General features: G+C 71.5%; 20 protein-coding genes. 9 read left to right on the top strand and 11 right to left on the bottom strand.

The features are described from left to right. Positions 1-129: 129 nt before the first annotated feature. The 3 genes from STRAU_RS04305 to STRAU_RS04295 form a co-directional block, all read right to left on the bottom strand. Positions 130-924: a hypothetical protein gene (locus STRAU_RS04305; protein ID WP_016639016.1), complete on the bottom strand. Its 795-nt coding sequence runs from the start codon at positions 922-924 to the stop codon at positions 130-132. Positions 925-992: 68 nt separating this feature from the next. Beyond that, the gene (locus STRAU_RS04300; protein WP_016639015.1) at positions 993-1700 is read right to left on the bottom strand and encodes a Crp/Fnr family transcriptional regulator; all 708 of its coding nucleotides are present in this window, start codon (positions 1698-1700) and stop codon (positions 993-995) included. 190 nt (positions 1701-1890) lie between these two features. Continuing rightward, positions 1891-3402, bottom strand: a complete 1512-nt coding sequence (locus STRAU_RS04295) for an FG-GAP-like repeat-containing protein (RefSeq protein WP_016639014.1) — start codon at positions 3400-3402, stop codon at positions 1891-1893. A gap of 369 nt (positions 3403-3771) precedes the next feature. Here STRAU_RS04295 and STRAU_RS04290 point away from each other — a divergent pair, with 369 nt between their 5' ends. From STRAU_RS04290 to STRAU_RS42225, 5 genes are all read left to right on the top strand, one after another. Then, positions 3772-5133: an MFS transporter gene (locus STRAU_RS04290; RefSeq protein WP_016639013.1), complete on the top strand. Its 1362-nt coding sequence runs from the start codon at positions 3772-3774 to the stop codon at positions 5131-5133. Beyond that, a complete protein-coding gene (locus tag STRAU_RS04285) occupies positions 5130-6353 on the top strand; it encodes an FAD-dependent monooxygenase (RefSeq protein WP_037657435.1) in 1224 nt (407 codons plus the stop codon). The genes STRAU_RS04290 and STRAU_RS04285 overlap by 4 nt, the downstream gene beginning before the upstream one ends. A 232-nt stretch (positions 6354-6585) precedes the next feature. Continuing rightward, positions 6586-6930 (top strand): hypothetical protein, encoded by a 345-nt coding sequence (locus STRAU_RS04280; protein WP_016639011.1) that lies wholly within the window; start codon positions 6586-6588, stop codon positions 6928-6930. 117 nt (positions 6931-7047) lie between these two features. Beyond that, on the top strand, positions 7048-7746 hold the full coding sequence (locus STRAU_RS04275) for an ABC transporter ATP-binding protein (RefSeq protein ID WP_016639010.1): 699 nt from the start codon (positions 7048-7050) through the stop codon (positions 7744-7746). Next, positions 7743-9929, top strand: a complete 2187-nt coding sequence (locus STRAU_RS42225) for a hypothetical protein (RefSeq protein ID WP_052028945.1) — start codon at positions 7743-7745, stop codon at positions 9927-9929. The genes STRAU_RS04275 and STRAU_RS42225 overlap by 4 nt, the downstream gene beginning before the upstream one ends. 18 nt (positions 9930-9947) lie before the next feature. On the opposite strand, the gene STRAU_RS04265 is transcribed toward STRAU_RS42225, so the two are convergent. The 3 genes from STRAU_RS04265 to STRAU_RS04255 are packed head-to-tail and all read right to left on the bottom strand — an operon-like array spanning position 9948 to position 14243. After that, a complete protein-coding gene (locus STRAU_RS04265; RefSeq protein WP_016639008.1) occupies positions 9948-10628 on the bottom strand; it encodes a response regulator transcription factor in 681 nt (226 codons plus the stop codon). Beyond that, positions 10625-11992 (bottom strand): sensor histidine kinase, encoded by a 1368-nt coding sequence (locus STRAU_RS04260; protein ID WP_016639007.1) that lies wholly within the window; start codon positions 11990-11992, stop codon positions 10625-10627. The genes STRAU_RS04265 and STRAU_RS04260 overlap by 4 nt, the downstream gene beginning before the upstream one ends. A gap of 7 nt (positions 11993-11999) precedes the next feature. Next, positions 12000-14243 (bottom strand): MMPL family transporter, encoded by a 2244-nt coding sequence (locus STRAU_RS04255; protein WP_016639006.1) that lies wholly within the window; start codon positions 14241-14243, stop codon positions 12000-12002. Positions 14244-14532: 289 nt separating this feature from the next. On the opposite strand from STRAU_RS04255, the gene STRAU_RS04250 reads away from it, so the two are divergent. After that, positions 14533-15762, top strand: coding sequence for a cytochrome P450 family protein (locus STRAU_RS04250; protein ID WP_037657433.1), 1230 nt, complete (start codon positions 14533-14535; stop codon positions 15760-15762). 42 nt (positions 15763-15804) lie between these two features. Here STRAU_RS04250 and STRAU_RS04245 read toward each other — a convergent pair whose 3' ends face one another. The 3 genes from STRAU_RS04245 to STRAU_RS41275 form a co-directional block, all read right to left on the bottom strand. Beyond that, entirely contained in the window at positions 15805-16344 is a 540-nt protein-coding gene (locus tag STRAU_RS04245; protein WP_016639004.1) for a heme-binding beta-barrel domain-containing protein, read from the bottom strand. Positions 16345-16607: 263 nt separating this feature from the next. Then, on the bottom strand, positions 16608-17237 hold the full coding sequence (locus STRAU_RS04240) for a PepSY domain-containing protein (RefSeq protein WP_016639002.1): 630 nt from the start codon (positions 17235-17237) through the stop codon (positions 16608-16610). A gap of 73 nt (positions 17238-17310) precedes the next feature. Further along, entirely contained in the window at positions 17311-18237 is a 927-nt protein-coding gene (locus STRAU_RS41275) for a hypothetical protein (protein WP_016639001.1), read from the bottom strand. Positions 18238-18430: 193 nt separating this feature from the next. Here STRAU_RS41275 and STRAU_RS04230 point away from each other — a divergent pair, with 193 nt between their 5' ends. From STRAU_RS04230 to STRAU_RS04220, 3 genes are all read left to right on the top strand, one after another. Then, a complete protein-coding gene (locus tag STRAU_RS04230; RefSeq protein WP_016639000.1) occupies positions 18431-19267 on the top strand; it encodes a hypothetical protein in 837 nt (278 codons plus the stop codon). Positions 19268-19429: 162 nt separating this feature from the next. Next, entirely contained in the window at positions 19430-19786 is a 357-nt protein-coding gene (locus tag STRAU_RS04225; protein WP_037657429.1) for a DUF779 domain-containing protein, read from the top strand. A gap of 156 nt (positions 19787-19942) precedes the next feature. After that, positions 19943-21151, top strand: a complete 1209-nt coding sequence (locus STRAU_RS04220) for a phosphodiester glycosidase family protein (RefSeq protein WP_052028948.1) — start codon at positions 19943-19945, stop codon at positions 21149-21151. 12 nt (positions 21152-21163) lie between these two features. On the opposite strand, the gene STRAU_RS04215 is transcribed toward STRAU_RS04220, so the two are convergent. Both STRAU_RS04215 and STRAU_RS04210 read right to left on the bottom strand, forming a co-directional pair. Then, entirely contained in the window at positions 21164-22750 is a 1587-nt protein-coding gene (locus STRAU_RS04215) for a hypothetical protein (RefSeq protein ID WP_016638997.1), read from the bottom strand. Positions 22751-22867: 117 nt separating this feature from the next. Then, complete coding sequence (locus STRAU_RS04210; protein ID WP_037657427.1) at positions 22868-23062, bottom strand: hypothetical protein; 195 nt, start codon at positions 23060-23062, stop codon at positions 22868-22870. Position 23063 lies beyond the last annotated feature (1 nt).

Raw genomic sequence — 23063 nt, 5'->3', positions numbered from 1 at the left:
CGCCCCCGCGGCCCGGCCCGCCGCCCCCCGCTCTGCCTCCGCCACCGCCGCCGTGCGCGCCTTTGCCGCCGCCCTGCGCGCCCTTGCCTCCGCCGCTGCCCTCCGGGCCCTTGCCCCCTCCGTCGTCGCTCACCGCGGCCCCGCTCCTTCCGCGCTGTCCCCGTCGGGCGCGCCGCGGGCACCGACGATGTCGCCGTGCACCTCCGCGCCGTCCACGATCTGGTTGATTCCGTTGACGTTGATGGAGTACTTCGCCGCCCCCTGGCCGCGGGGTTCCGCTCCGGTCGCGGGCTCCGGCACGCCCACCCCCGTCGGGCGTGCCGGAGGTCTGGGCGGGGGCAGGGGCGGCTGGGTGCGGCGGGGCACGTGGAACCACGCGACCTCGTCGGTCTCCTTGGCGCGTACCGGAATCGCGCGATAGTGCTCGGGCTCCACGAATCGGCCGCCGTCGGCGACCACCGAGCGGTAGAGGACGTCGGAGACCACGAAGACCAGGTCGATGCCGTCGTCCGCGGCGAGGATCGCCTTCGCCGGTTCGCTGTCGCACAGTCGGCACGCCAGGTCGACGGCCCGGCCCACCAGGCCCCTGCCGTCGTCGCTGACGGGGCCGCCGTGCATCGCGATCCGTAACCGCAGTCGCTCGCCCAGTCCCGCGTTGTGGGCGCGTACCCCTTGGTAGACCTCTTCGAGCCACAGCCCGACCAGGGCCGACGGCGGCACTTCCGGGGCCAGCGCGGCCAGCACGCCGTCGCCCCGGTCCTCCAGGTGCACCTGGTCGCCGCGTACCGCCACCGCGTCGAAGGCCGACTCGAAGACCTCGTACATGCCCCGGCGCGAACGGAGCTTGGCCTGGTGCCCCAGGCGCCCCGAGCCCTTGACGTCCGCGCTCACCACCAGCCGGTGGACGGCCCCGTGACTGCTCACTCCAACCCCCTGAACGACGTTGCGGCACACCCAGGATGGCCGCGGGCGGCCGTGGCGTATGTAGCCGTTTACACAACCGGCCGCGCGGGCGCGGGGCCGTCTCCCGCGAGCAGGCGCAGCGGCTCCGCGTCGATGACGACTAGGCGCTTGGTGGCGGTGCGTACGATGCCTTGCTCGCGCAGGAGGCGCAGGGCCTTGGCGACGGCCTCGCGGGTCGATCCGACGGAGGCGGCGAGGTCGTGCTGGGGCAGCGGCAGGTCGATGGTGACGCCCCCGTCGGGGTCGCGGCGGCCGGTGCGGTCGGCCAGTTCCACGAGTCGTGCCGCGAGACGTTGCAGCACGTTCTCCGATGCCAGCGAGCGGCGTTCGCCGTCGGAGCTGCGCAGTCGGGAGCTGAGCTGTCTGAGCACCATCGCGCTGGCCGCGGGGCTGGAGCCGAGGAAGCCGCGGAACCGGTCGCCGGGGATCACCACGCTGTCCACGGGCCCGAGCGCCGTCACCGTGGCGCTGCGCGGCCGGCGGTCCACGGCGGCGAGTTCGCCGACCAGTTCCCCGGCACCGCGCAGGGCGAGGATGAGCCGCTGGCCGCGTTCGGTCTCCACGGAGACCACCGCCCAGCCGCGGAGGATCGCGACGACGTACGAGGTGGTGGCGCGTTCGGGCAGGAGCACGTCGCCGCCCTCGTAGTCACGCGCGACGCCCAGCGCGAGGAGGGCCGCTCGGTCTTGCGCGCGTAACGCGTCGAGCAGGGGTTGTTCCTGTTCGATGAGACTCAAGCTGTCCGCTCCTGGGCCGACACTGACCGGGAAGACAGCACGCTAAGGAGCTGGCAGGCGCGCGTCAATGAGATCGGTTCGGCTCAGGGAGATCGGTTCGGCTCAGGGAGATCGGTTCGGCGAAGGGGCGAGGACGGGTGGCGGCGGCGCCGGGCGCCGCGCGTCGCGTCCTCGCCCCGTGGCCGCGCGACTAGCGCAGCGCGCTGCCGAACAGCGCCGCGGTGTTCGGGGCCGCGAGGTCCTTCGGGCCGAAGGCCACGGAGTCCGTGGCGGTCAGGCCGGTGGACGTGCCGCGCAGCGACCACAGCGCGCCCGCGTCGGCGTTCTCGTGGACGGAGGAGGCCGCGAGGTCGCGGCGGCCGTCTCCGGTGACGTCGAGCAGCGCCGTCGCCTCTCCGAACGCGTCGCCCTTCTCGGCGACTCCGGGGACGCCCGCCGTGTTCTGGTGGAACGCCTGCGCGCCGGTGCCGGTCACGCCGGAGGCGCTGCCGCGGACGAGGGTGACGGAGCCCGCGTCGCCGACGCTGCCCACGTCCTCGCCGGGGGCGCCGACCGCGACGTCCGCGTAGCCGTCGCGGTTCACGTCGCCCACGGCCACGGACGCGCCGAAGCCGTCGCCGTCCTCCTCGGCACCGGGCACGCCGGGCAGGTCCTGGTCGAACTTCTGGACGTCGCCCTTCAGGCCGTCCTTCGAGCCGTAGGAGACCATGACCTTGGACTCGTAGTCGCTGTCGCCGACGACGAAGTCGTCGTAGCGGTCGCCATTGATGTCCCCGACGGCGAGCGAGCCGTCGGCGCCCGGGGCGTCACCGCGCTTGAAGCCGGTGGGTGAGCCGTACAGGACGCTGTTTCCCCACTCGCCGTCGCCGGCGTAGTCGTTCATGGCGATGTCGGCGCGGCCGTCGCCGTTGATGTCGCCGACGGCCTGCGGCACGACCGGGCCCTGCACGGAGCGCGGGCCGTCGACGCAGCTGTCGGCGCGGTCCGGCAGCGGCGAGCAGTTCAGGTCGGGGCGGTCGTCGCTGTCGTAGCTCCACCACTGCGACTTCTCCATGAAGTCGAGGGTGGCGGTCGGCTTGCCGGTGCGGGAGATGGGGCCCTTCCACAGGCGGGCCTGCTGGTCGACCGGGTCGTCGCCGTGGGAGCCCACCTTGGCGAACAGCGCCAGGTCGGTGGTGCCGTCACCGTCGAAGTCCCCGGCCTGCGGCGCGAAGCCGAAGGTGGAGATCTTGGTGCCGCCGGTGAGGCCGTCCTTGGAGCCCCACAGGATCACCGAGCCGCCGGGCTCGGCCACGCCGGCGGAGCCTATGACGAGGTCGGTGTAGCCGTCCTTGTCCAGGTCGCCCTTGGTGAACCAGCGGCCGAACTCCTGCTTGGTGGTGGCCGAGCCGGGCACGCCGCTGGTCGAGCGGCTGATGAGCTTCTTCCGGGCGGGGTCGAGGCCCTTCTTCGATCCGTACGTCACCGCCACGTACCCGGCCTGCTTCTTGCCGGAGACGGTGCCGCCGGGGGCGCCGACGACCAGGTCGGCGTAGCCGTCGCCGTTGAAGTCGTCGGTCGCCTCGGCGGCGGCCTTCTTGGCGGCGGGGGTGGCGGCCTCGGCCTGGCCCTGTCCGAGGGACCAGGCGGTGAGCCCGCCCGTCAGCAGGAACGTGGCGATGAGCGGTGCGGTGAGACGAACTCGACGGCTTGGGCGCGACATAGAGATTCCGTGGTTCCTTCGCTCGGGGGCGACGGTGAATGTCCCACTGGAATTCACCGTTGTTTCATGTCACTTGACCCTCACAGGCACCCAATGGTTGTACTGCGAATCGGCCCAGGCCGACCCGTAGTGCGCGGGCACCAGGGCACGTGAGGGGCCGGTCCGGATGCACCAGGGGAAGACGGCGGCCGGGGACGACGCCGGGCCGGGGCGCCGGAGGCAAGTGTGGGAGGCGCGCGAATCCCGCGCCTTCCCCACGTGCCCGACGGTGTCTGGAGTGATCAACAGGTGTTGACAGGGACGTACGCGTCCGAAGCCGTGGTTTCCCCGGTCCGTGTCGGGAGGCGGGCGATCGGTGCCCTCGGCCTCTTGGCACTCGCCCTCGGCGCCCTGCAGTCCGTGGTGGAGCCCGCGCTCCCGCTGCTGCAACGTGAGTTGGGGGTCAGTCCTGCCGAAGGGGCGCTGGTCGGCAACACGTTACTCATCACCGGCGCGGTCGTCGCGCCGGTCGCGGGCAAACTCGGTGACCGCTACGGCGGAAAGCGGGTGCTCGTCCGGCTGATGGCCGTGGTCTCGGCGGGTGGCCTGCTGGCCGCTTCGGCGCCGAACCTGGCGGTGTTGTTGCTCGGTCAGGTACTGCAGGGCGTCATGGTGGGTGCGCTGCCGCTCTCTTTCATCCTGGTGCGCAAACACCTCCCGGCCGGAGAGTCACGGCTGGCGATCGGCCTTGTCGTGGCGCTGTTCACGGGCGGCGGCATGGTGGGAACGCTGTTTGCCGGGCCGATCGCGGAAGGGCTGTCCTGGCATTGGATGTTCGCGCTGCCGACGATCGCGATCATCGCGACGACGCTGGTCGTGGCGCGGCTGATGCCGCATGATCCGCCGCTCCCGTCGGACGAGGGGATCGACTGGCCCGGCGTGGTGCTGCTGAGCGGCACGTTGCTCGTGTTCATGCTCGGGCTCGTGCGGGTGACGGGCGCCGGTCTGCCGCCACTCGCGGTCGGTGCACTCGGGGTGGTCGTGGCCGCCCTCGCGACCGGATGGGTCGTCGTCGAGCGCCGGGCGGCCGCGCCGATGGTCGATCTCCGCATGCTGGCAAAGCCCGCGATGTGGCATGCGTGCGTGCTCACCTTCGTCATCACCACCAGTTTCGGGATGGTGACCTTTCTGCTCCCGCAGCTCTTCGCGGTATCGGCCGACGGGTACGGCTTTGGGCTCGGCACCACCGACATCGGACTGTTCCTGCTGCCCGGTGCCATCGCCGGGGCGGCAAGCGATTCGGTCGGCGGGATCGCGGCGCGGCGTTTCGGTCTGCGTGCCGTGCTCGTCGTGGGCGCCGTCGTCACGGCGGCCACGATGATCGCCCTGGCGTCGCTGCACACCGCGGCATGGCAGCTCGTTCTCGCGAAGGTTCTCACCGCCGTCGCCGCGGGCGTCGGTACCACGGCGCTGCTCACCAACGCCGCCACCGCCGTCGAGGCCAAGGACACCGGCATCGCCACCAGCCTGCTCGTGGTGACACGCGTGGTCGGCGTCGCCCTGGGCGTCCAGGTCGGTGGCGCGATCCTCGACGCCGGGGCCGTCCCGATGACGGGCCTGCCCAGCGAGTCGGCCTTCGTCACGGGGTTCGCCGTCGCCGGCGGTGTCGCCGCGTTGTCACTGCTGATGGTCCGTATCACGAAGATCCGTGCCGCGAAGATCCGTATGACAAAGAAAGGAACCCGGGCATGACGCTCACCGGTCCGTCGAGGGACGTGAGTACCGCCGCGAAACGCGACGTCCTGATCTCCGGGGCCAGCATTTCCGGACCCGCGCTTGCCTATTGGCTGCACCGGTCCGGGTGCGCGGTCACAGTGGTGGAGAAGGCAGGCGCACTTCGCGACGGTGGCTATCCGATCGACATCCGCGGTACGGCGACAGAGGTCGTCCGGCGGATGGGAATTCTGCCGCGACTGCGGGACGCGCACATCGACTCGCGTCGCTGCACTTTCCTCGACGCCGACGGCAGCACAGTGGCCTCGCTCCATCCGCGCGCCGTTGCCGGCGGTGTCGAGGGACAGGACCTGGAGGTGCGTCGTGGGGATCTGGCCGCGACCCTCTACGCGCTGGTCCGCGACGACGTGGAATTCCTGTTCGGCGACTCCATCGACACGCTCGACCAGTCCGGACAGGGCGTCGACGTCACTTTCCACAGCGGCCGACAGCGCACGTTCGACCTGGTGGTCGGCGCCGACGGGATGCACTCAACCACCCGGGATTCCCTGTTCGGCCCCGAAGAGCAATTCCACCGCTACCTCGGCTACTGCTTCGCCCTCTTCACCATGCCGAACACCTTCGGGCTCTCCCGCGAACTCGTGCTGTGGAACACCCCGGGGAAAGCCGCGGCCCTCTACGCCGTCGGGGACAACGAGGAGCTGCACGCCTTCCTGAACTTCCACCGGCCACAACCGCCGTTCGCCGTCCTCCGGAACCCCGACGCCCAACGGGACCTGGTCGCCACGGCCTTCGCGGGCGCGGGCTGGGAGGTCCCCGGCATGGTCGACGCCATGCGCGACGCGGACGACCTGTTCTTCGACACGGCCGGTCAGATCCGCATGCCCCACTGGTCCAGCGGCCGCGTCACGCTCGTCGGCGACGCCGCGTACGCACCCTCGTTCCTCACCGGACAGGGCTCGAGCCTCGCGCTGGCCGGTGCCTACGTGCTCGCCAACGCCCTTGCCACGCACCGGAACCACACCGCGGCCTTCGCCGCCTACGAACGCGACATGCGCGGGTTCGCAGCCATGAATCAGGCACTGGTCGACAACGGCGCGGCCACGCTCTTCCCCACCACGGCGCGGGCCCTGGAGCGACGCAACACCATGCTGCGTGACCTCGTCACCATGCCCTCCGCACCGGCCCGACCGGCCCACTCGGCCCTGACGCTGCCCGACTTCGCCCCGGCGCCATGACGTGATCCTCCGGATTTCCAGTGGCGTTAGGGATTTCCAGCCAAGATCGACCGCCCTCACCAGGGGCTTCGCGGCAGCGCGTGGCCAAATATGGAGGGCACCCTTCCGTTGAGTGACACCCCTCACACTGAGAGTGATTCCCTTGTGGAGAGATCTTGGTCCCCTGATGATCATCCGGTGAACCGGGCGGCACACGAGCCGCACGGCCAACTTCATAGGGGAGGGAACAACTATGCGCAGAGCGAAGGCGATTGCCGGCATAGCCCTGGTCATCGGTGTGGCGGTGCCGACCAGCACCGCGGTGGCGATCAGTGCCAAGGGCGGAGGTGTGACGGCGACCAGCCCGTGGGACGGCGACAACGGCCTGATCTCCGTCTACGACGGCAGCGACGACGGCGACCCGGGCAAGGCCGAGTACTACCGGCAGGCCAGCCCCGGCGACAAGCGCACGCTGTGGAACCACAGCGGCTTCAAGACGCGCACGATCTCGGGCGACGGCTCGAAGATCATCAAGTTCAAGGCGTGCGACGACAACGACTGGGACAGCGACGACTGCTCCGCGTGGAAGGCTCCGTAACCGGAGTCGCCCTTTGAGTGCCCGTCGGGCAAGCCGTGCCACGGCTTGCCCGGCGGTTCCTTTTCACCTCTGCTCGCCTTCATCTCTGCTCGCCTTCTTCAAGAATACGGACGTGCTGTGACCCACACCCCTCCGCCGGGCGGTGGCCTCCAGATCGAGGGCCTGACCTATCAGGTCGGAGACCGCGTACTCCTCAACAACGTCGGCCTCACCGTGGACCCGGGGACGTCGGTGGCCGTCACCGGACCCAGTGGATCGGGCAAGTCCACCCTGCTGATGTGCGTGCTCGGCCTGATCAAACCGGCCTCCGGCACGATCACGGCAGGAGGGCACCGCTTGACGGGACTGCTGCCCGGTGCGCTGACCAAGGCCCGCCGCAAGCACCTCGGCATGGTCTTCCAGTTCGGCGAGCTGCTGCCCGAACTCACGCCGGTGGAGAACGTGGCGCTGCCCATGCTCCTCGACGGCGCCGATCACCGTCGGGCCTACGAGTCCGCCACGCGGCTCCTGGAAGAACTCGAAGTGCCCCACGGCAGTACGCCCACGGGCATGCTCTCCGGAGGGGAGCGCCAGCGCACGGCCGTGGCCCGGGCCCTGATCGCGGAGCCGTCCGTCCTCCTCGCCGACGAACCCACCGGCGCACTGGACCCCAAAGCCCGCGAGAACGTGGCCGACCAGCTGTTCAGGATCTGCCGCGAGCGCGACTGCGCACTGCTGGTCGTCACCCACGACCCCGCGGTCGCCGATCGCGCGACCGCCGAGTTCCAACTCCAGGAGAGCAGGCTCATCCCCGTCGAGCGAGGGGCACGCGCGTGACCGACCGGCACTCCACGCCTCTTCGCCGCCCCGGACGGCTCTGGATCCAGCTCCTCAGGATCGGGCGGGCCGCGGCACGCGCCACACCGGGCACGCGACTGCGCGTGTGGGCCCTGGCGATGGCCTCCGCCGCCTTCGCGCTGACCGCCCTGGCACTCGTCACCACCAGCGCGAGCTTCGACGGCCGCACCCAGCGCGACACCGCGCGAGGACCCCTGCTGACCGACAACAGGCAGCAGGCCACGGCTCTGTGGAAGGAGGCCGTCGACTCGTTCGGTACGTCACCGCACGGCATCGTCTACGTCGAGCCCCTGAAGGCCGGCACGCCTCCGCCACCGGGCCTCTCGCGCTGGCCCCGCCCGGGTGAGGTGTTCCTGTCCCCGGAGCTCGCCCGGGCGGCGAAGGACAACAACAGCCTTGACCGGTACGGCCGTTACGCCGGGCCGATCGACAAGCAGGGGCTCAGGTCACCGTCCGAACGCCTCGCGTACGCCCGCCCGGCTCACGCCCCTGCCGACCCCACCGCGGCGTCCTGGCAGTACATCACGGGCTTCGGCCAACTCTTCCCGATGAACCAGGAGATCTACCCCCACACCAAGGCGCAGACCGCCGGGGTCATCGCGGTCCTGATGGCCGTGCCCGCCCTGGCCCTGCTGGTCGTGGCCACGCGGGTCGGATCGGCCACCCGGGACCGCCGCAGCCACCTCGTGAACGCGCTGGGGGCTTCCTGGGCCCACCGAGCGGTGATCAACGTGGGAGAGGCATTCGTCCCGGCCGCCCTGGGAACGCTCGTCACTCTCGTGCCCGCAGCCGTACTGCTGGCCACCGACGTGCGCCTGCCCTTCACCGGCTACATCGTCGACGCCACCGATCTGCGCCACGCGTGGCCGCAGTTGATCGCCTCGCTCGCCGCCTCCCTGGTCCTGACACTGTTGCTGGTCGTGGCGCTGCACCGGGTGCAGCGGACCAAGACCGCGACACGGCCCAGTACTTACTCCTCACACCTTCCGAAATGGCGCCTGGCCCTGTGCGCCGCCGGCGTGCTGGCGATCGCCTTCAGCCAGTACGCCCCCAAGGGGCCCGATGTCGCGGTCTTCCTGGCCGGAACCGTTCTGATGTGGGCCATGCTGCCGTCCGCGATCGCCATGCTGAGCGTCGCCAACGGCAAACGCATCGCCGCTAGCGGCTACCGCGAGGGAAATCCGGGACGCCTCATCGCCGGACGCTGGACCGCGGCTCATCCGGGCGTCCTCGTCCGCCTCTCCGTGGTCTTCATCATCGGCATCGGGCTCATCAGCCATCTGCAGGTCTGGAACAGCCGGTTGGGAGACAGCGCCGCGGCCGCCGAGGAGCTGACACAACGCGTGGGAGACACCCTCTTCACCGTCTCCAGCAGCAACCTCGCCCCCGGCACCACCGGCGAACTCGCACGCGCTCTTCCTGACGGGACACACCTGCTGGCGACCACCGCCCACCCCGAAGGCGAGCGCCCCCGCATCGAGTTGGCCGGCTCCTGCCCCGATCTCGCGGCACTGCGCCTGCCCTGCCCCGCCACCGCCCGGCCGGTGACCACCCGGGACCCGCGGCTGCAAGAACTGGCCGCCCCCTACCAGGGCCACCTCACGGTGCGGGCCGTCAAGGGCGCGCTGCCCACCGGACGTGCCAACCAGTCGCTGATCGTCGCCGCCGACAAGCCCGGACGCCAGGCAGAGGTCGAGAAGGCCGCCTATGCCGTGCTCCCCGGGATCAACGTCGAAACACCCGGCGAATCCTGGGTGATCGGCGCGCACGAGAAGAACCGGCTCAATCACTGGCTCTACCTCTTCGGCGGCACAGGTCTCGCCCTCCTGCTGCTGACGGGACTGATCAGCGCGGCCGCCGAGTTCGTCCGCATCAGAGGAGGGCTGGCACCGCTGAGCGTCCTCACCGGCAACACCCGCGTCTTCCGCGCCATCGCCACCTGGTATCTGACGGTGCCGTTGCTCATCGCCACCGCCATCGCCACGTTCATCACCAACTGGCACTCCTTGTTCTTCGTCGTCTCCTTGCGCGAAGGCAAATTCTCCTGGCCGGTCCTGGCCACCGCGGCCATCGGTTTCTCGCTGGCCGCCGTGACGATCGGCCTCCTCGCGGCGCACTCCGCACGCCGTGCGGCACCGTCCTGGCGGCCCGAAGCCGACTGACCAAGGTCTCAGCGCGGGTTACGACGGTCGGTCGGGGCCCGCCTGGGCCAGGCCCGTGCGGTAGGCGATGACGACGAGTTGCGCCCGGTCGCGGGCCTCCAGCTTCGTCATGGCGCGCTGCACGTGGGCCCGGACGGTGAAGGGGCTGAGGAACATCCGCTCGGCGATCTCCTGGTTGGACAGGCCGGTCGCGACCAGGGCCACCATCTCGCGTTCACGCGGGGTGAGCACGGCGAGCTGTTCGGGGTTGTGCGGCGGGGCGTCGTCCGGTGTGGCCAGGAAACGGGCGACCAGGGAACGGGTCGCGGCCGGGGACAGCAGCGTGTCGCCGTCGGCGATCGTCCGCACGGCCTCCAGCAGGTCCTCGGCGCCGATGCCCTTGCCGATGAAGCCGCCGGCCCCCGCGCGCAGCGCCTGAGCGACGTACTCGTCGGTCTCGTACGTGGTGAGGATCAGGATGCGGGTGGCACGCAGTTCCGGGTCCGCGCAGATCTCCGACGTGGCGGTGAGACCGTCCACCTCGGGCATACGGATGTCCATGACGACCACGTCCGGGCGCAGCTGCCGGGTGAGTCGCACCGCCTCCCTGCCGTCGCCGGCCTCGCCGACCACGGTGATGTCGTCGGCGGTGTCGAGAAGCATCCGGAAGGCGTCGCGCAGCAGGGCCTGATCGTCGGCGAGCAGCACCCGGAGCGTCACGGCGCACCCCCGGCCTCTCCGGCGCCCGTCCGTCCGTCACTTGTCGCCCCGTCAGCCATGCGCCCTTCCTTGGTTGTTGCTCCGCCAGTCCTGCGCGTCGTGTCCTTGGCGGACGGGAGGGGCAGCTCGGCGGAGACGAGGAAGCCGCCCTCCGGGCGCCTGCCCGCGGAGAGGTGTCCCCCGACCGCGGTGGCACGTTCACGCATCCCGATCAGACCGTAGCCGGGCGGACGGCTCACCGCCGTGGAGGCACTCGGTCCCGTGGGTGCGGTCGGTCCCGTGGGTGCGGTCGGCCCCGGGGACGCGGTCGGCCCCGTACGGGCGCCGCCTCCGTCGTCGGCGACGGTGATGGTCACGCGATCGTGGTTCCAGGCGAGGCGCACCCGGGCGCTACCGGTGCCCGCGTGCTTGGTCACGTTGGTCAGGGCCTCCTGGACGATGCGGTAGGCGGTGAGGTCCACTCCCGGCGGCAGCGGCCTGGCCGTGCCCTCCTCGTGCACCGTCACCTCCAGGCCCGCGCGGCTGAAGGACTCGAGGAGCGTGGGGAGCCGGGACAGGCCGGGCGCCGGTTCTGCGGGCGTGGCCGCGTCCCCGGTCCGACGCAACAGGCCGACCGTGGCCCGCAGTTCGTCGAGCGCGTTGCCGGTGGTCTCGACGAGTTCGCGCAGGCTCTTGCGGGTCTGCTCCGGGCGGGTGTCGAAGAGGTGGGCGGCGACCGTGGCCTGCGCGTTGGCCAGGGTGATCTGATGGGCCACCAGGTCGTGCAGTTCCCGGGCGATGCGCACCCGTTCCTCGTCCACTCTCCGGCGCGCCTCGCTGTCCCGGCTCTCCTCGGCCCGCTGGGCCCGCTCCTCCACGGCCGCGAGGTAGGCCCGCCGGTTCTGCACCGAGCGACCGAGTACGCCGGCCACCAGCGGGAACGCCGCCACCGCCCCCACCCTGCTCGCGTCCTTCCACGAGAGGGCACCGAACAAGGGGGTGGCGGCGAGAAGCAGCGCCGCGGAGATGAGCAACACCGCGCTCGCCGCGCGCCGTTCGTTGCGCACGGTGAGCGCGTACGAGTAGGCGGTGATCACGGCGGGGGCCACGACGAGCGGGCTCAGCAGGAGGCCCAAGGGCACCACCAGCACGCCGCTCACGGTCGTGACCGCCATGGCGACCAGGGGCGCCCGGTGCCGCAGCGGCAGCACGGCACTGGACACCACGGCGATGAAGTAGGCGGCCGCGGATGGCGGTGACAGCGCGCTGTCGTCGTCCTGTAGCACGCCGCCGAGCAGGCAGAGCGCGAAGGCCGTCGCCGTGACCGCTCCCTCCCGCCACCACCTGCCGCGTGGTCGCGGGTCACCGCCGTCCGTGTGCGTCATGGCCGGCTCAGTACCGGTGCCGACCGACGGGGAGCGGCGGCACCGCCGCTTCCGGCACGGTCGCGGAGGCCGGGACCTGCCTGCTCAGTGCCTCACCCTCGATATCCACATTCGGCAGCACGCGGTTCAGGATACGGGGCAGCCACCAGGCCCGGTGGCCGAGCAGTGCCAGGACCGCGGGCACGATCGCCATGCGGACCACGAAGGCGTCGAAGGCGACGGCTGCGGACAGACCGACGCCCATCGTCTGGATGGTCGGGTTGGTCATCCCGATGAATCCGGCGAACACGCTGACCATGATGATCGCCGCCGCGGCCACCACACGTCCGCTGTGCCGGAACCCGCTGACGATTGCCTCGCCGGGGGACCCGCCGTGGACGTAGGTCTCCCGCATCCGGGTGAGGAGGAAGACCTCGTAGTCCATGGCGAGGCCGAAGACGATTCCGATGATGAGGATCGGCATCAGCGACATGACCGGTCCGGTCTGCTCGATACCGATCAGGTCTGCCGCCCAGCCCCACTGGAAGACGGCGACGAGGACGCCGAAGGCGGCACCCACCGACAGCAGGAAGCCGAGCGCGGCCTTGATGGGCACCAGGACCGAGCGGAAGACCACCATCAACAGGAGCACCGCCAGGCCGATGACCACGGTCAGATAGGGGACGAGGGCGTCGGCCATCGCTTCGGAGATGTCGATGTTCATCGCGGTCTTGCCGGTCACCAGGATGTCGGCGCCCGTGTCGGCCTCGACGCCGGAGACCGCGTCCCGGATCGCGTGCACCAGGTCCTTGGTCTCACCGCTGTTCGGCGCGGTCTCCGGGACGGCGGTGAGGACGGCCGTGTCCCCGGCCTTGTCGAGCACCGGCTCGCCGGCCGACGCGACGCCGTCCACTCCGCGTACGGTCGTGACGACCAGGTCCGTCGCGGCCCGGGTGTCCGAGGACTCCGATGTGTCCACGACGACGGTCAACGGGCCGTTGAAGCCGGGGCCGAAGCCGTCCGACAGGAGGTCGTAGGCACGGCGCTGGGTGGTCTCCACCGACTTGGACTCGTCCCCGGGCAGCCCGAGTTCGAGGCTCAGCGCCGGTAGGGCGACGGCGCCGAGACCGAGTCCGGCGACCATCAGTACGGCCACCGGCCGGCGCAGCACGAACCGCGCCCAGCGGGTCCCGAGCCCGGGGCGACCGGCCGCGGTGGACGCCGCGGGCTCGCTGCCCGGCCGGGTGGCCTTGCGTACGCGGCGGGACAGTACCCGTCGGCCGAAGAAGCCGAACAGCGCGGGAACCAGGGTCAGTGCGACGAGTACGGCGAGGGCCACGGCGCCCGCGCCGCCCATGCCCATCCTGGTGAGTTCGGGGATTCCGACGACCCCCAGGCCGACCAGGGCGATGAAGACGGTCGCTCCCGCGAAGACGACGGCGGATCCGGCCGTGCCCACCGCCCGCCCCGCGGCCTCCTCCGGCTCGCTGCCCCGGGCGAGTTCGTCGCGGAAGCGGGAGGTGATGAAGAGGGCGTAGTCGATGCCGACCGCAAGGCCCAGCATCAGCGCCAGGATGGCCACGGTGGACGTCAGGCCCAGCGGCACGGCGAGGGCGGAGACCAGGCCGAAGGCGATGGCCACGCCCACGAAGGCGGTGAGGAGCGACAGTCCGGCCGCCACGAGGGAGCCGAGGGTGAGGACGAGCACCACCGCCGCCACGACCACGCCGACGATCTCCGTCGTACCGCCCAGTGGCTCTTCCGCCTCCAGGGCCGAGCCGCCGATCTCCACGGTGAGGCCCGCGTCCCGGGCCTGGCTCGCGGCGCCTTCGAGGGCGGTCTTCGTGGGGCCGGTCAGGTCGGCGGCGTCCGCGGTGTAGGTGATCGTGGAGTAGGCGATGGTGCCGTCCTTGCTGACGGCGCCGGTCTTGTACGGGTCGGTGGTCGACGCGACCTGATCGCCCCCGTCCAGCGAGCCGAGCGTGTCCTTGACGGTCGCCTTGTTCTCCCGGGCCGTCACCCGCTGCCCGTCCGGGGCCTGGAACACCAAGCGGGCCTCGGCGCCCTGGGAGTTGCTCTCGGGGAAGCGCTCGTCCAGCAGGTCGAACGCCTTCTGCGACTCGGTTCCGGGCATGGAGAGGTCCTCGTCCTCCGCCGCCGGGGCCACCGCCGCGGCGGCGACGGCCAGCAACAGGGCACCCAGCCACAGACCGCCCACGAGCCGGCGCCGCCGGAAGGCCCACCGTCCGATCCGGTAAAGAAATGTCGCCACTTGAAGATCACTCCAGACGCCGCCGGGCAAGGGGAATGCGCGTGATTCGCACGCCTCCCACACTTGTCTCCGGCGCCCCGCCGGGCATCGTCTCCCGCCGCCGTCCTCCCCTGGTGCGCCCGGACCAGCCCCTCAGGTGTCCTGGTGCCTGCGCACTACAAAGGGAAGGTGTTCCTCCGCGCGCCGTCCGCCTACGCTGTGCCGCCTGGCGTGTTCGTCCTGCCCTTGCCGTGCCCGCGCACCGTTTCCATCGAGTTCCCTCGACTTCCGTCGACGCAAGGAGACCGGCATGACATCTCGGCCGTACGTGCTCGATCCCAGCGGTGTCCGGCGCCATGCCGAGGACCGGCGGTTGCGCGCCCAGGGACCGGCGGCGCGGGTGGACATACTCGGCGTGACCGCGTGGGCCGTCACCGATCCCGTCGTGCTCAAGCAGTTGCTCGGCAGCCCCGACGTGTCCAAGGACGCCAGGGCGCACTGGCCCGAGTTCGACAAGGTCGTACCGGAGTGGCCGCTCGCGCTGTGGGTCGCGGTGGAGAACATGTTCACCGCGTACGGCGCCGACCACCGGCGGCTGCGGCGCATGGTCGCCCCGGCCTTCAGCGCCCGCCGGGTGAACGCCCTGACGCCGGTCGTCGAGGACATCGTCACCGGTTTCATGGACGACCTGGCGGCCGTGCCCGAAGGCGCGGTCGTCGATCTGCGCGAACGCCTCGCCTCCCCGCTGCCGATCGCGGTGATCGGCCACCTCATGGGCGTCCCCGCGGCCCGGCGCCCGGGCTTCCGCGCCCTGGTCGACGGCGTCTTCGACACCACCCTCACCGGCGAGGAGGCCAAGGCCAACACGGGCAGGCTGTACGAGGCGCTGGCCGAGCTGATCGCGGAGAAGCAGGCGGAGCCCGGCGACGACATGACCTCCCTCCTGATCGCCGCCCGCGACGAGGAGGGCGACGGCGGCCGTCTTTCCGCGACCGAACTCCGCGACACCCTGCTGCTGATGATCAGCGCGGGCTACGAGACCACCGTCAACGTCATCGACCAGGCCGTCACCGCCCTGCTCACCCGACCCGGCCAGCTCGACCACGTCCGCGCGGGTCGCGCCGACTGGAACGACGTCGTTGAAGAAACGCTTCGGCACGAACCGGCCGTCGCCCATCTCCCGCTGCGGTTCGCCCTCACCGACATCACGCTGCCCGGGGGCACCACCATCGCCGCCGGGGAAGCCATCCTCGCCTCGTACGCCGCCGCCAACCGCCACCCCGACTGGCACGGCCCGACCGCGGACACCTTCGACGTCACCCGGGCGCTCAAGGACCACCTGGCCTTCGGCCACGGCGCGCACTTCTGCCTGGGCTCGGCGCTGGCCCGGCTCGAAGTGGCGACGGCCGTCCGCTCGCTCTTCGACCGCTTCCCCGCGCTCGAACTCGCCGTCCCCGCCGCAGAGCTGCGGCCGCTGGCGTCCTTCATCTCCAACGGCCACGCCGAACTGCCGGTGCGTCTGCGCCCCGCGCCCTCCTGAGAACGCGGGAGGGCGCGGGGCGTGGTTCACGTTCTCACCGGCCTACGCCGTGCGCCGCAGCACCGCCCGGAGGTGGTGCTGCAGCTGCTGGCCGACGGCCGCGAGGTCGTGGACGTACGTGAGCGTGTCGTCGGCGAGGGTGTAGCGGCGGCGGGTGGCGTCGACCTCCTTGGCGGTGGGGGTGCGGGCCACCTCGTGGGTGGCGAGGTCGACGGTGTCGCCGTCCGCGTGGCCCACCAGGATCTCCGCGATGCCCGTCGGCTGGGTGATCAGTGCCTCCACCCGGCCGTCGGGCTGAAGCCGCCACCAGCCGCTCTCCCGCGCCGACGGCCGCAGCGGCTTGTCGTCCGCGCCGAGCAGCCAGGCCCGCGCCTCGTAGCGCAGGAAGGGCCGCCCGTCGTGACTGAAGGTGACCTCCTGCGCGTACGTGAAGTCCTCGGCCAGCGTCGGGTATTCACCGTGCCCCCGGCCGCGCCAGGTACCCAGGAGCCCGAGCACGGGCCCGAGCAGGGCGTGCGGGACGGGCGCCTCGACGGCCCACGGGCCGTCGGGGTACGGATTCTCGAGTACGGCGTCGAACACGGGGCGCGCTCCTGTCACCGCTGCTTGCGCTTGCTTGACCGCATGGACCAGAGCGTGACCGCGATGCCGAGGATCGCCAGGAGAAAGAGGATCTTCATGGTACTCAAGTGCCCACGACAGCTCGATCCAATGCATCGAGGTCCGTGCCCACGCCCGCTGCCCGCCGCGCCGACTGTACCCGGACATGGGCCTGGCGTCAGAGCCGGCCGGGACCGGCTCTGACGCGTGACCGTCTTGTCGGGCTGCCGTACCTGCCGGTCCGGTCAGTCGCGGTCGACGTGCTCCCGCAGGATCTTTCGGTTGGCCGCGTCGACGTCGAAGGTCGTCTTGTTCCAGTCGTCGGTCGTCACGACGTCGACGGACCAGATCACCGCCTTCTTGTCGTTGTCGTCGAGTTCGACGGAGCTGACGGTGCCCTTGGTCTTGTCCGTGGCGGTCTTCACGGCCTGCTCGGGAGGCACCGTGGCCTTCTTCAGCCAGTCCGCCAACTCCCGCTTGTCATCGGCGTCCTGGTCCTTCTTGGCCTGCGGCTCGTCGGCCTTGCCAGTGACCGCGTCGACGCGAACGGTGTGCTCGGTGCCGTCCGCCGTCGCCACCTCGGCGTGCCAGCTGGGCTTGGCGACGGGGCCCTTGAGCTCGATCGAGACCGGCTTGGACTTGTCCACCGCCTTCACCGCGGTGCTCAGCGCCTTGTCGTAGCCGACCTTGCCCTTGGGGATGAGGTCCTTGCGCTCGGACTGGTCCTCGGTGAGGGAGCCACCGCCGGACGCGGTGGAGGTCGGCGCCGCCGGTTTCTGCACGGCCTGGGCCGTGCTGGAATCCGCGGCCCGGTCGTCGTCGCCACCGTCACCGCAGCCCGTGAGCAGGGCACCCGCCGCGAGCGCGGCGCACATCAGGCCGGCGCCGCGCGAGACCGACGACCGCCTACGCCCGAAAACAGCTTCATTACGATTTGTGACCATATGTTTACGTTAAGCGATCCCCCTGTCCGGCGCATGCCGCACCAGCTCCCGGACCGCCCGACGCCTCAAAAGCGTCGCTCGGCGCCCGCCCGGCCGGCGTCGGCCAGGAAGTCGCGTATCGAGGTGACGAAGGCGCCGCGTTCCTCGTAGAACCCGGTGCGGGGCCGCAGCCAGTGGTCCTCGGCTGCCAGGAGGTTCCAGGAGACCGGGGTGCGGGCGACGGCGAGCAGGCGCTGGAGGTCGTCCTCGGTGAGCGCGCCGCTGTCCGTGGGCGCGCCGCTGTCCGTGGGCGGGGCGCGCCGCTGTCCGTGGGCGCGCCGCTGTCCGTCAGGACGCCGCTCTCCCGGATCAGGTACTCCAGGAAGTCCAGGTCGTCCGGGCGGTCGTCCTCGTCCCGGTCTCCCCAGCCTTCGAGCATCTCGTACGCCAGCCAGGCGCAGATGTGGGCGTCGTCCTCGCAGTGCTCGGCGTTCCCCGGGCACCACCGCCTCATCAGGGCGTGCAGCGCGGAGCGGACCACGGCCCGCCGGAGGGCGTAGCGCTCCATGCGCGAGCACCGCTCGCGTACCGCCTCCGCGTGCTGGACGACGCCGTCCGGTCCCAGGACCCGCAGCCCCGAGCACGCCTCTGGCAGCGTCTCGCTCCTGGCGCGCAGCGCCTCCGCGCGGGACTGCGGTTCCACTTCCCCGAGCCGCCACACCACGTCGGCGAACGCGTCCGAGGCCCGCAGGAACGCCGTCCACGCCTCGCAGCGCTGCGCCTCCAGGCGCAGTTCACGCTCGACGGCGGCCTGCGAGCGCACCGACTCCAGCGCGACGAGGCGGCCGAACGTGGTCTGCCAGCGCGCCACCATGACCGCGGCGAGCGCCGCCACCCCTGAGAACACCGCACCCAGCGCCGTGAATGCGGTGTGCACATCCTGTACGCCCACCGGGGCAGGATGCCGCCCGGCGGAACCACTGCCCGACCTATGACAACAACAACCCACACCTTGTCGGTTCCACGGCCAGAACGGGGGCGCCCGCGATCGAGCCTGATCGAAGTCGATCCCCTCCCTCCGCAAGGGTGGCGTCGGATGCCGGGCCGGTTGTCGGACCGTCGCAACCGTGACGTAGCGTGTCGGCATGTCCACGCCGCCGCCGTCGCCCCCGGGCGGGTTCGGTCCCGCCTCGCCCGCCTACGGGCAGCAGCCTCCGCAACCGCCGTACGCCCAGCCGCAGTTCCCCCAGCACGGAGCCCCGTACGGGCAGCAGCCGCCCTACCCCGCAGGCCCGGGCGGCCCGGCGCCCTGGGATGCCGCCTACGGGGCCCCGCCCCCGCCCCGGCGCAGCACCGGCAAGGTCCTCGGCATCGTCGGCGCCGTCGTGGGCGCCGGCGTCCTCGTGGTCGCCGGGCTCGCCGTGCTCGGCGCCGGCTCGGACAGCGGGTTCCCTGAGGCAAAGTATCGGATGACCGTTCCGGACACGCTGGTCGACGGGACGTACAAGCTGACCCAGGACATCTCCGACACCACCGGTAAGGAAGTCGTCGAGGAGAACAAGAGCCGGGCCAATGTCCGTGACCCGAAGGCGGTCGTCGCCCAGTACGCGGGGCGGGGCAAGGACGCGTCGAGCGCGCTGGTCGTGTCCGGCATGTACGGGCGCTTCAAGAGTCCCGCCAAGGCGCGCGCCGATCTGATGGACGGTGCCGCCGAGGGCGAGGGCGCCACCGTCGCCGTCCCCGCGCGGGACATCACCCCCAAGGGATCGGACCTCACCCTGCGGTGCCAGGTACTGACGTCCAGTCAGGGCGGCACCACGAGCAACGTCCCGCTGTGCGCCTGGGCCGACGAGAACACCGGCGCGGCCGTGGGCGTGGTCACCGCCGAGACCGCGACGCAGGACCCCGAGGACGTCGACCTGGAGCAGGTGGCGCGGACGACGGTGAAGGTGCGCGAGGAGATGCGCGAGCCCATCGGCTGATGCACGAGCCCATCGGCCGACTCGACCGCCCGGCGAGAGCGGGGCACTGCGTCCGAGCCGGCCGCCGGCGCTCGCAACCTCCTCGCAACGTCCCGTGGCGTTGACTGGGTCGGCTGGGCCACCACGGTCCGGTGACCGCCGTCCGGAGGAGTGCGACGACTCATGGCTGAGACCCCGGCAGTGGAACTGACACCCGCCGCCGCCGAGCTGCTGCGGCGGCTGCGGCAGGTCCACGGTCCGCTGATGTTCCATCAGTCCGGCGGCTGCTGCGACGGCAGCGCGCCGATGTGCTACCCCGACGGGGAGTTCCGCACGGGTGACTCCGACGTGCTGCTCGCGTCGCTCGCCGTGGACGGGGTGGCGGAGCCAGTACGGTTCTGGATGTCCAAGAGCCAGTACGCGGTGTGGAGTCACACCCGGCTCATCGTCGATGTGGTGGAGGGTCGCGGCAGCGGCTTCTCCCTGGAGGCGCCCGAAGGGGTGCGTTTCCTCATCCGTTCCCGGCTCGTCGGGACCTAGCCACCGCCGTCTGGTCAACTCCTCGCGGCATTGGGACAGTTGGACATACCCGCGCCGACCCGAGGGGGACCTGTGACGCGACGTACCCAGCGCGATGGACGGTCTGGCAGACGGCTCAGAGCCGGGAGCCGACGGAGCGCGGGCCGAAGAGGCGCGCTGGCCGTCCTGACCGTACTGACCACGCTGGCCGGTGCCGCCCTCACGGGTGCGGCACCGGCCAGCGGCACGTCGGGCGCCCCCGGCCCGGGCACCCGGATCGCCCCCGGCGTGACGTACCGGGACTTCGACGTCCCGGCCGCGAACGGCACCGCCCACGCGCACGTCCTGGACGTGAACCTACGCGACCCGCGCGTCCGCCTCGGCCTGCTCCACCCCGGCGCGGTCGGCGCCCGGCAGACCGTGTCCGGCATGGCCGACGACGCCGGGGCGGTCGGGGGCGTCAACGGCGACTTCTTCAACATCACGGAGACCCAGCACCCCGGCGTCGAGGCGACCGGTGCGCCCGTCGGCCCGGCCGTCGCGGCAGGGCGCGACCTCAAGGCCGCCGTCCCCAACGGCCAGCGCTTCGGCCCCGCGCTGCCGCCCGGCACCACCACCGAGGACGTCCTGGGCGTGGGCTTCGACCGCAGGGCCCGCCTCGACCGCATGACTCTGGACGGCCAGGTGCGCACCCGCGAGGGCCGGCTGCCGCTGCGCGGCCTCAACCAGTACGCGCTCGCCGAAGGATCGATCGGCGCGTTCACCAGCGTCTGGGGCAGCACCTCGCGGGTGCGCGCCACCTGCGGCACGGACACCGACCGCGGCGCGCCGTGCAGCACCGACACCTACGAGGTGACGGTGCGTCAAGGCGAGGTCGTCGACCGGGCCGACACGCCGGGCCGCGGCCCCATCGAGGAGGGCACCACGGTCCTCGTCGGCCGCGAGGCGGGCGCGCAGGCGCTGCGCAAGCTGTCGACGGGCGATCCGGTGCGGATCCGGCACCGCCTCGTCGCCGCCACGTCCGGCGTGCCGTACCAGTTCGCGCTCGGCGGCTATCCGCTGCTCCGCGACGGCGCGCCGCTGCCCGGCCTCGACGACAAGGTCGCCGCGGTGCGCACGGCCGCGGGCATCTCCGCCGACGGCCGGCGCCTGTTCCTCCTCGCCCTGGACGGCGCCCCCGAGTACCGCACCGGCCTGACCATCGCCGAGGTCGCCGCCGCGCTGCGCGCGCTCGGCGCCGACGACGGCTTCAGCCTGGACGGCGGCGGCTCCAGCACGCTGGCCGCGCGGGATCCGGGCGCGTCCGCGGTGTCGGTGCGCAACCATCCGAGCGGCGGCGCGGAACGCCCGGTTCCCAACGGCATCGCGGTGTTCTCGCGTACGTAGCCCTCACCAGGGTCACTCGTCCCGCACGGCCACCAGGCCGTTGAAGACCCCGACGTACGCCGTGCCGTCCGGGCCGAGCGTCACGGGCGCCCAGTTGTTGTCGTACGCGACGCCCGTGCCGGTGAGCCGCTTCCAGCGGGGCTCGCCGGTGCGGAAGTCGACAGCGGTCAGGTACCAGGCGTCGATGCCGAGGCGGTTGGGTTCCTTCGTGTAAAAGTACAGCAGCCCGTTGGCCGTGGACAGCTTGGGGACGGTCGACGGGGAGCGCACGGGGCTCTCCCACACCGTGTCGCAGCCGCTGCCGTCCGCGCGTACGTCGATCCGGCTGACGCCGCCGACGACGCTGCGGCCGAAGGTGAGCGAGGTGATGTTCTCGTAGCCGTAGTTGTTCTCGACGACGAGGCTGTCGCCGTGGCTGATCAGGGAGTTGTCGGTGGTGGACGCGCCGGAGCCGAACACGGGGACCTTGCAGACCAGGCGGCGGCTTTCGGGTACGCCGGGGTCGCGGCGGTAGACGAGGACGTTCATGCGGTCGTCGGCGTTGTCGGTGATGGCGACGTAGTTCTCCTCGGCGCCGAACAGGTCGGGGGTGGTGCCCGAACCCTGGTTCACGGAGCCGGGTTTGGTGCCGGTGCCGCGGTCGTAGGTCTGCCGCCAGAGGATCTTGGGGGTGCCGTCGGCGGTGGCCTCGAAGCTGTACAGCGCGTGGTCGGAGACGATCGACACGCCGTCCTCGGCGACGGAGAACGAGTTCTGGATCTCCTCACCGGCTAGCCGCACGGAGCGGATGTCCCCCGTGTCCGGGTCGACGGTGCCGACGCGGCCCTGCCGGGTCACCCACCAGATCCGCCCGTCCCAGTCGGGCATGACGGAGGTGACCGGGTCGCATTCCCCGCTCGGGTAGAGGTTCGTCCACGACACGCAGTCGTGCGGGACGTGCGCGGTCAGGTCCCAGTCGTCCTCGACGACGAACCGCCAGGTGCCGTCGGCCGCCCGCTCGTGGGCGAGCCGCACGATGTGCTGGCGCGAGTCGGCGAGCACGAGCCGGTCCTTGTCGTCCAGGTAGGAGTAGGCGCCGCCCGACGTGTCCTTGAAGATCTTCGAGAAGTCGAGCCGCGTGATGGCCTCGACGGTGGAGGGGCGCTGCGGAAGCTTGTACTCCGCCAGCGTGCGCAGCGTCTTGGGGTCGAGCAGTTTCACCAGGAAGCCGGTGAACGTGCCGCAGACGGTGACGACCCGGCCGTCCCGGTCGAAGGTGACGGTCGCGCACTCGCCGCCGAGCGCGGCCATCTTCTCGCTGGTCACCTGCGGCTTGTGGCCGAGCGGGCCGTTCCAGGGGTACGTTCCGCTGCCCGCCGCGTCCGCGTGCATGCCGCTGCGGCCGTTGGCGGCGAGGTGGGGGTGCTGGGGCGGCGGGTCGCCGGGGACCGGGCGGGCGGGTGCGGGGGCGCCCGCGTACTGCTCGACGAGCCGGTGGCCGGGGGCCTTGGGTATCTCGTCCGCGTGCGCCGGGGCGCCGAGGACCGGCAGGACGGCGGCCGTCAGGGCCAGGCACAGGCCGAGGGCGCGGGCGCGGTTACTTCGGGTAAGGCGTGGCATGGGCCGAAGCTAGGGCGGACTCCGTGAAGTGTCCATGTACGTACGGGAGTTGTTCACGAGGCCGAAACGATCACGGAAGTCGTGGCTTCTCAGGGGCGGATGCCTCTGACTCGCGCCTCAGGGGCGGATGCCGCTGACGATGTCCGCCGTCGCCGTCATGCCGTTGTGAATGGTCGGCGCCACGCTCGTGCTCGCGAGATAGAAGCCCAGCAGACCGCACACGACGGCGTGCGACACCTTCATGCCGCCATTGCGCAGAAGGACCACTGCCACGATCAGGAGCAGCAGCCCCACGGAAATCGAAACGGCCATC

It is taken from the genome of Streptomyces aurantiacus JA 4570 (assembly GCF_000414115.1).
In the GTDB taxonomy this organism is placed as follows: Bacteria; Actinomycetota; Actinomycetes; order Streptomycetales; family Streptomycetaceae; genus Streptomyces; species Streptomyces aurantiacus_A.
This window is presented reverse-complemented; position numbering and strand designations above follow the sequence as displayed.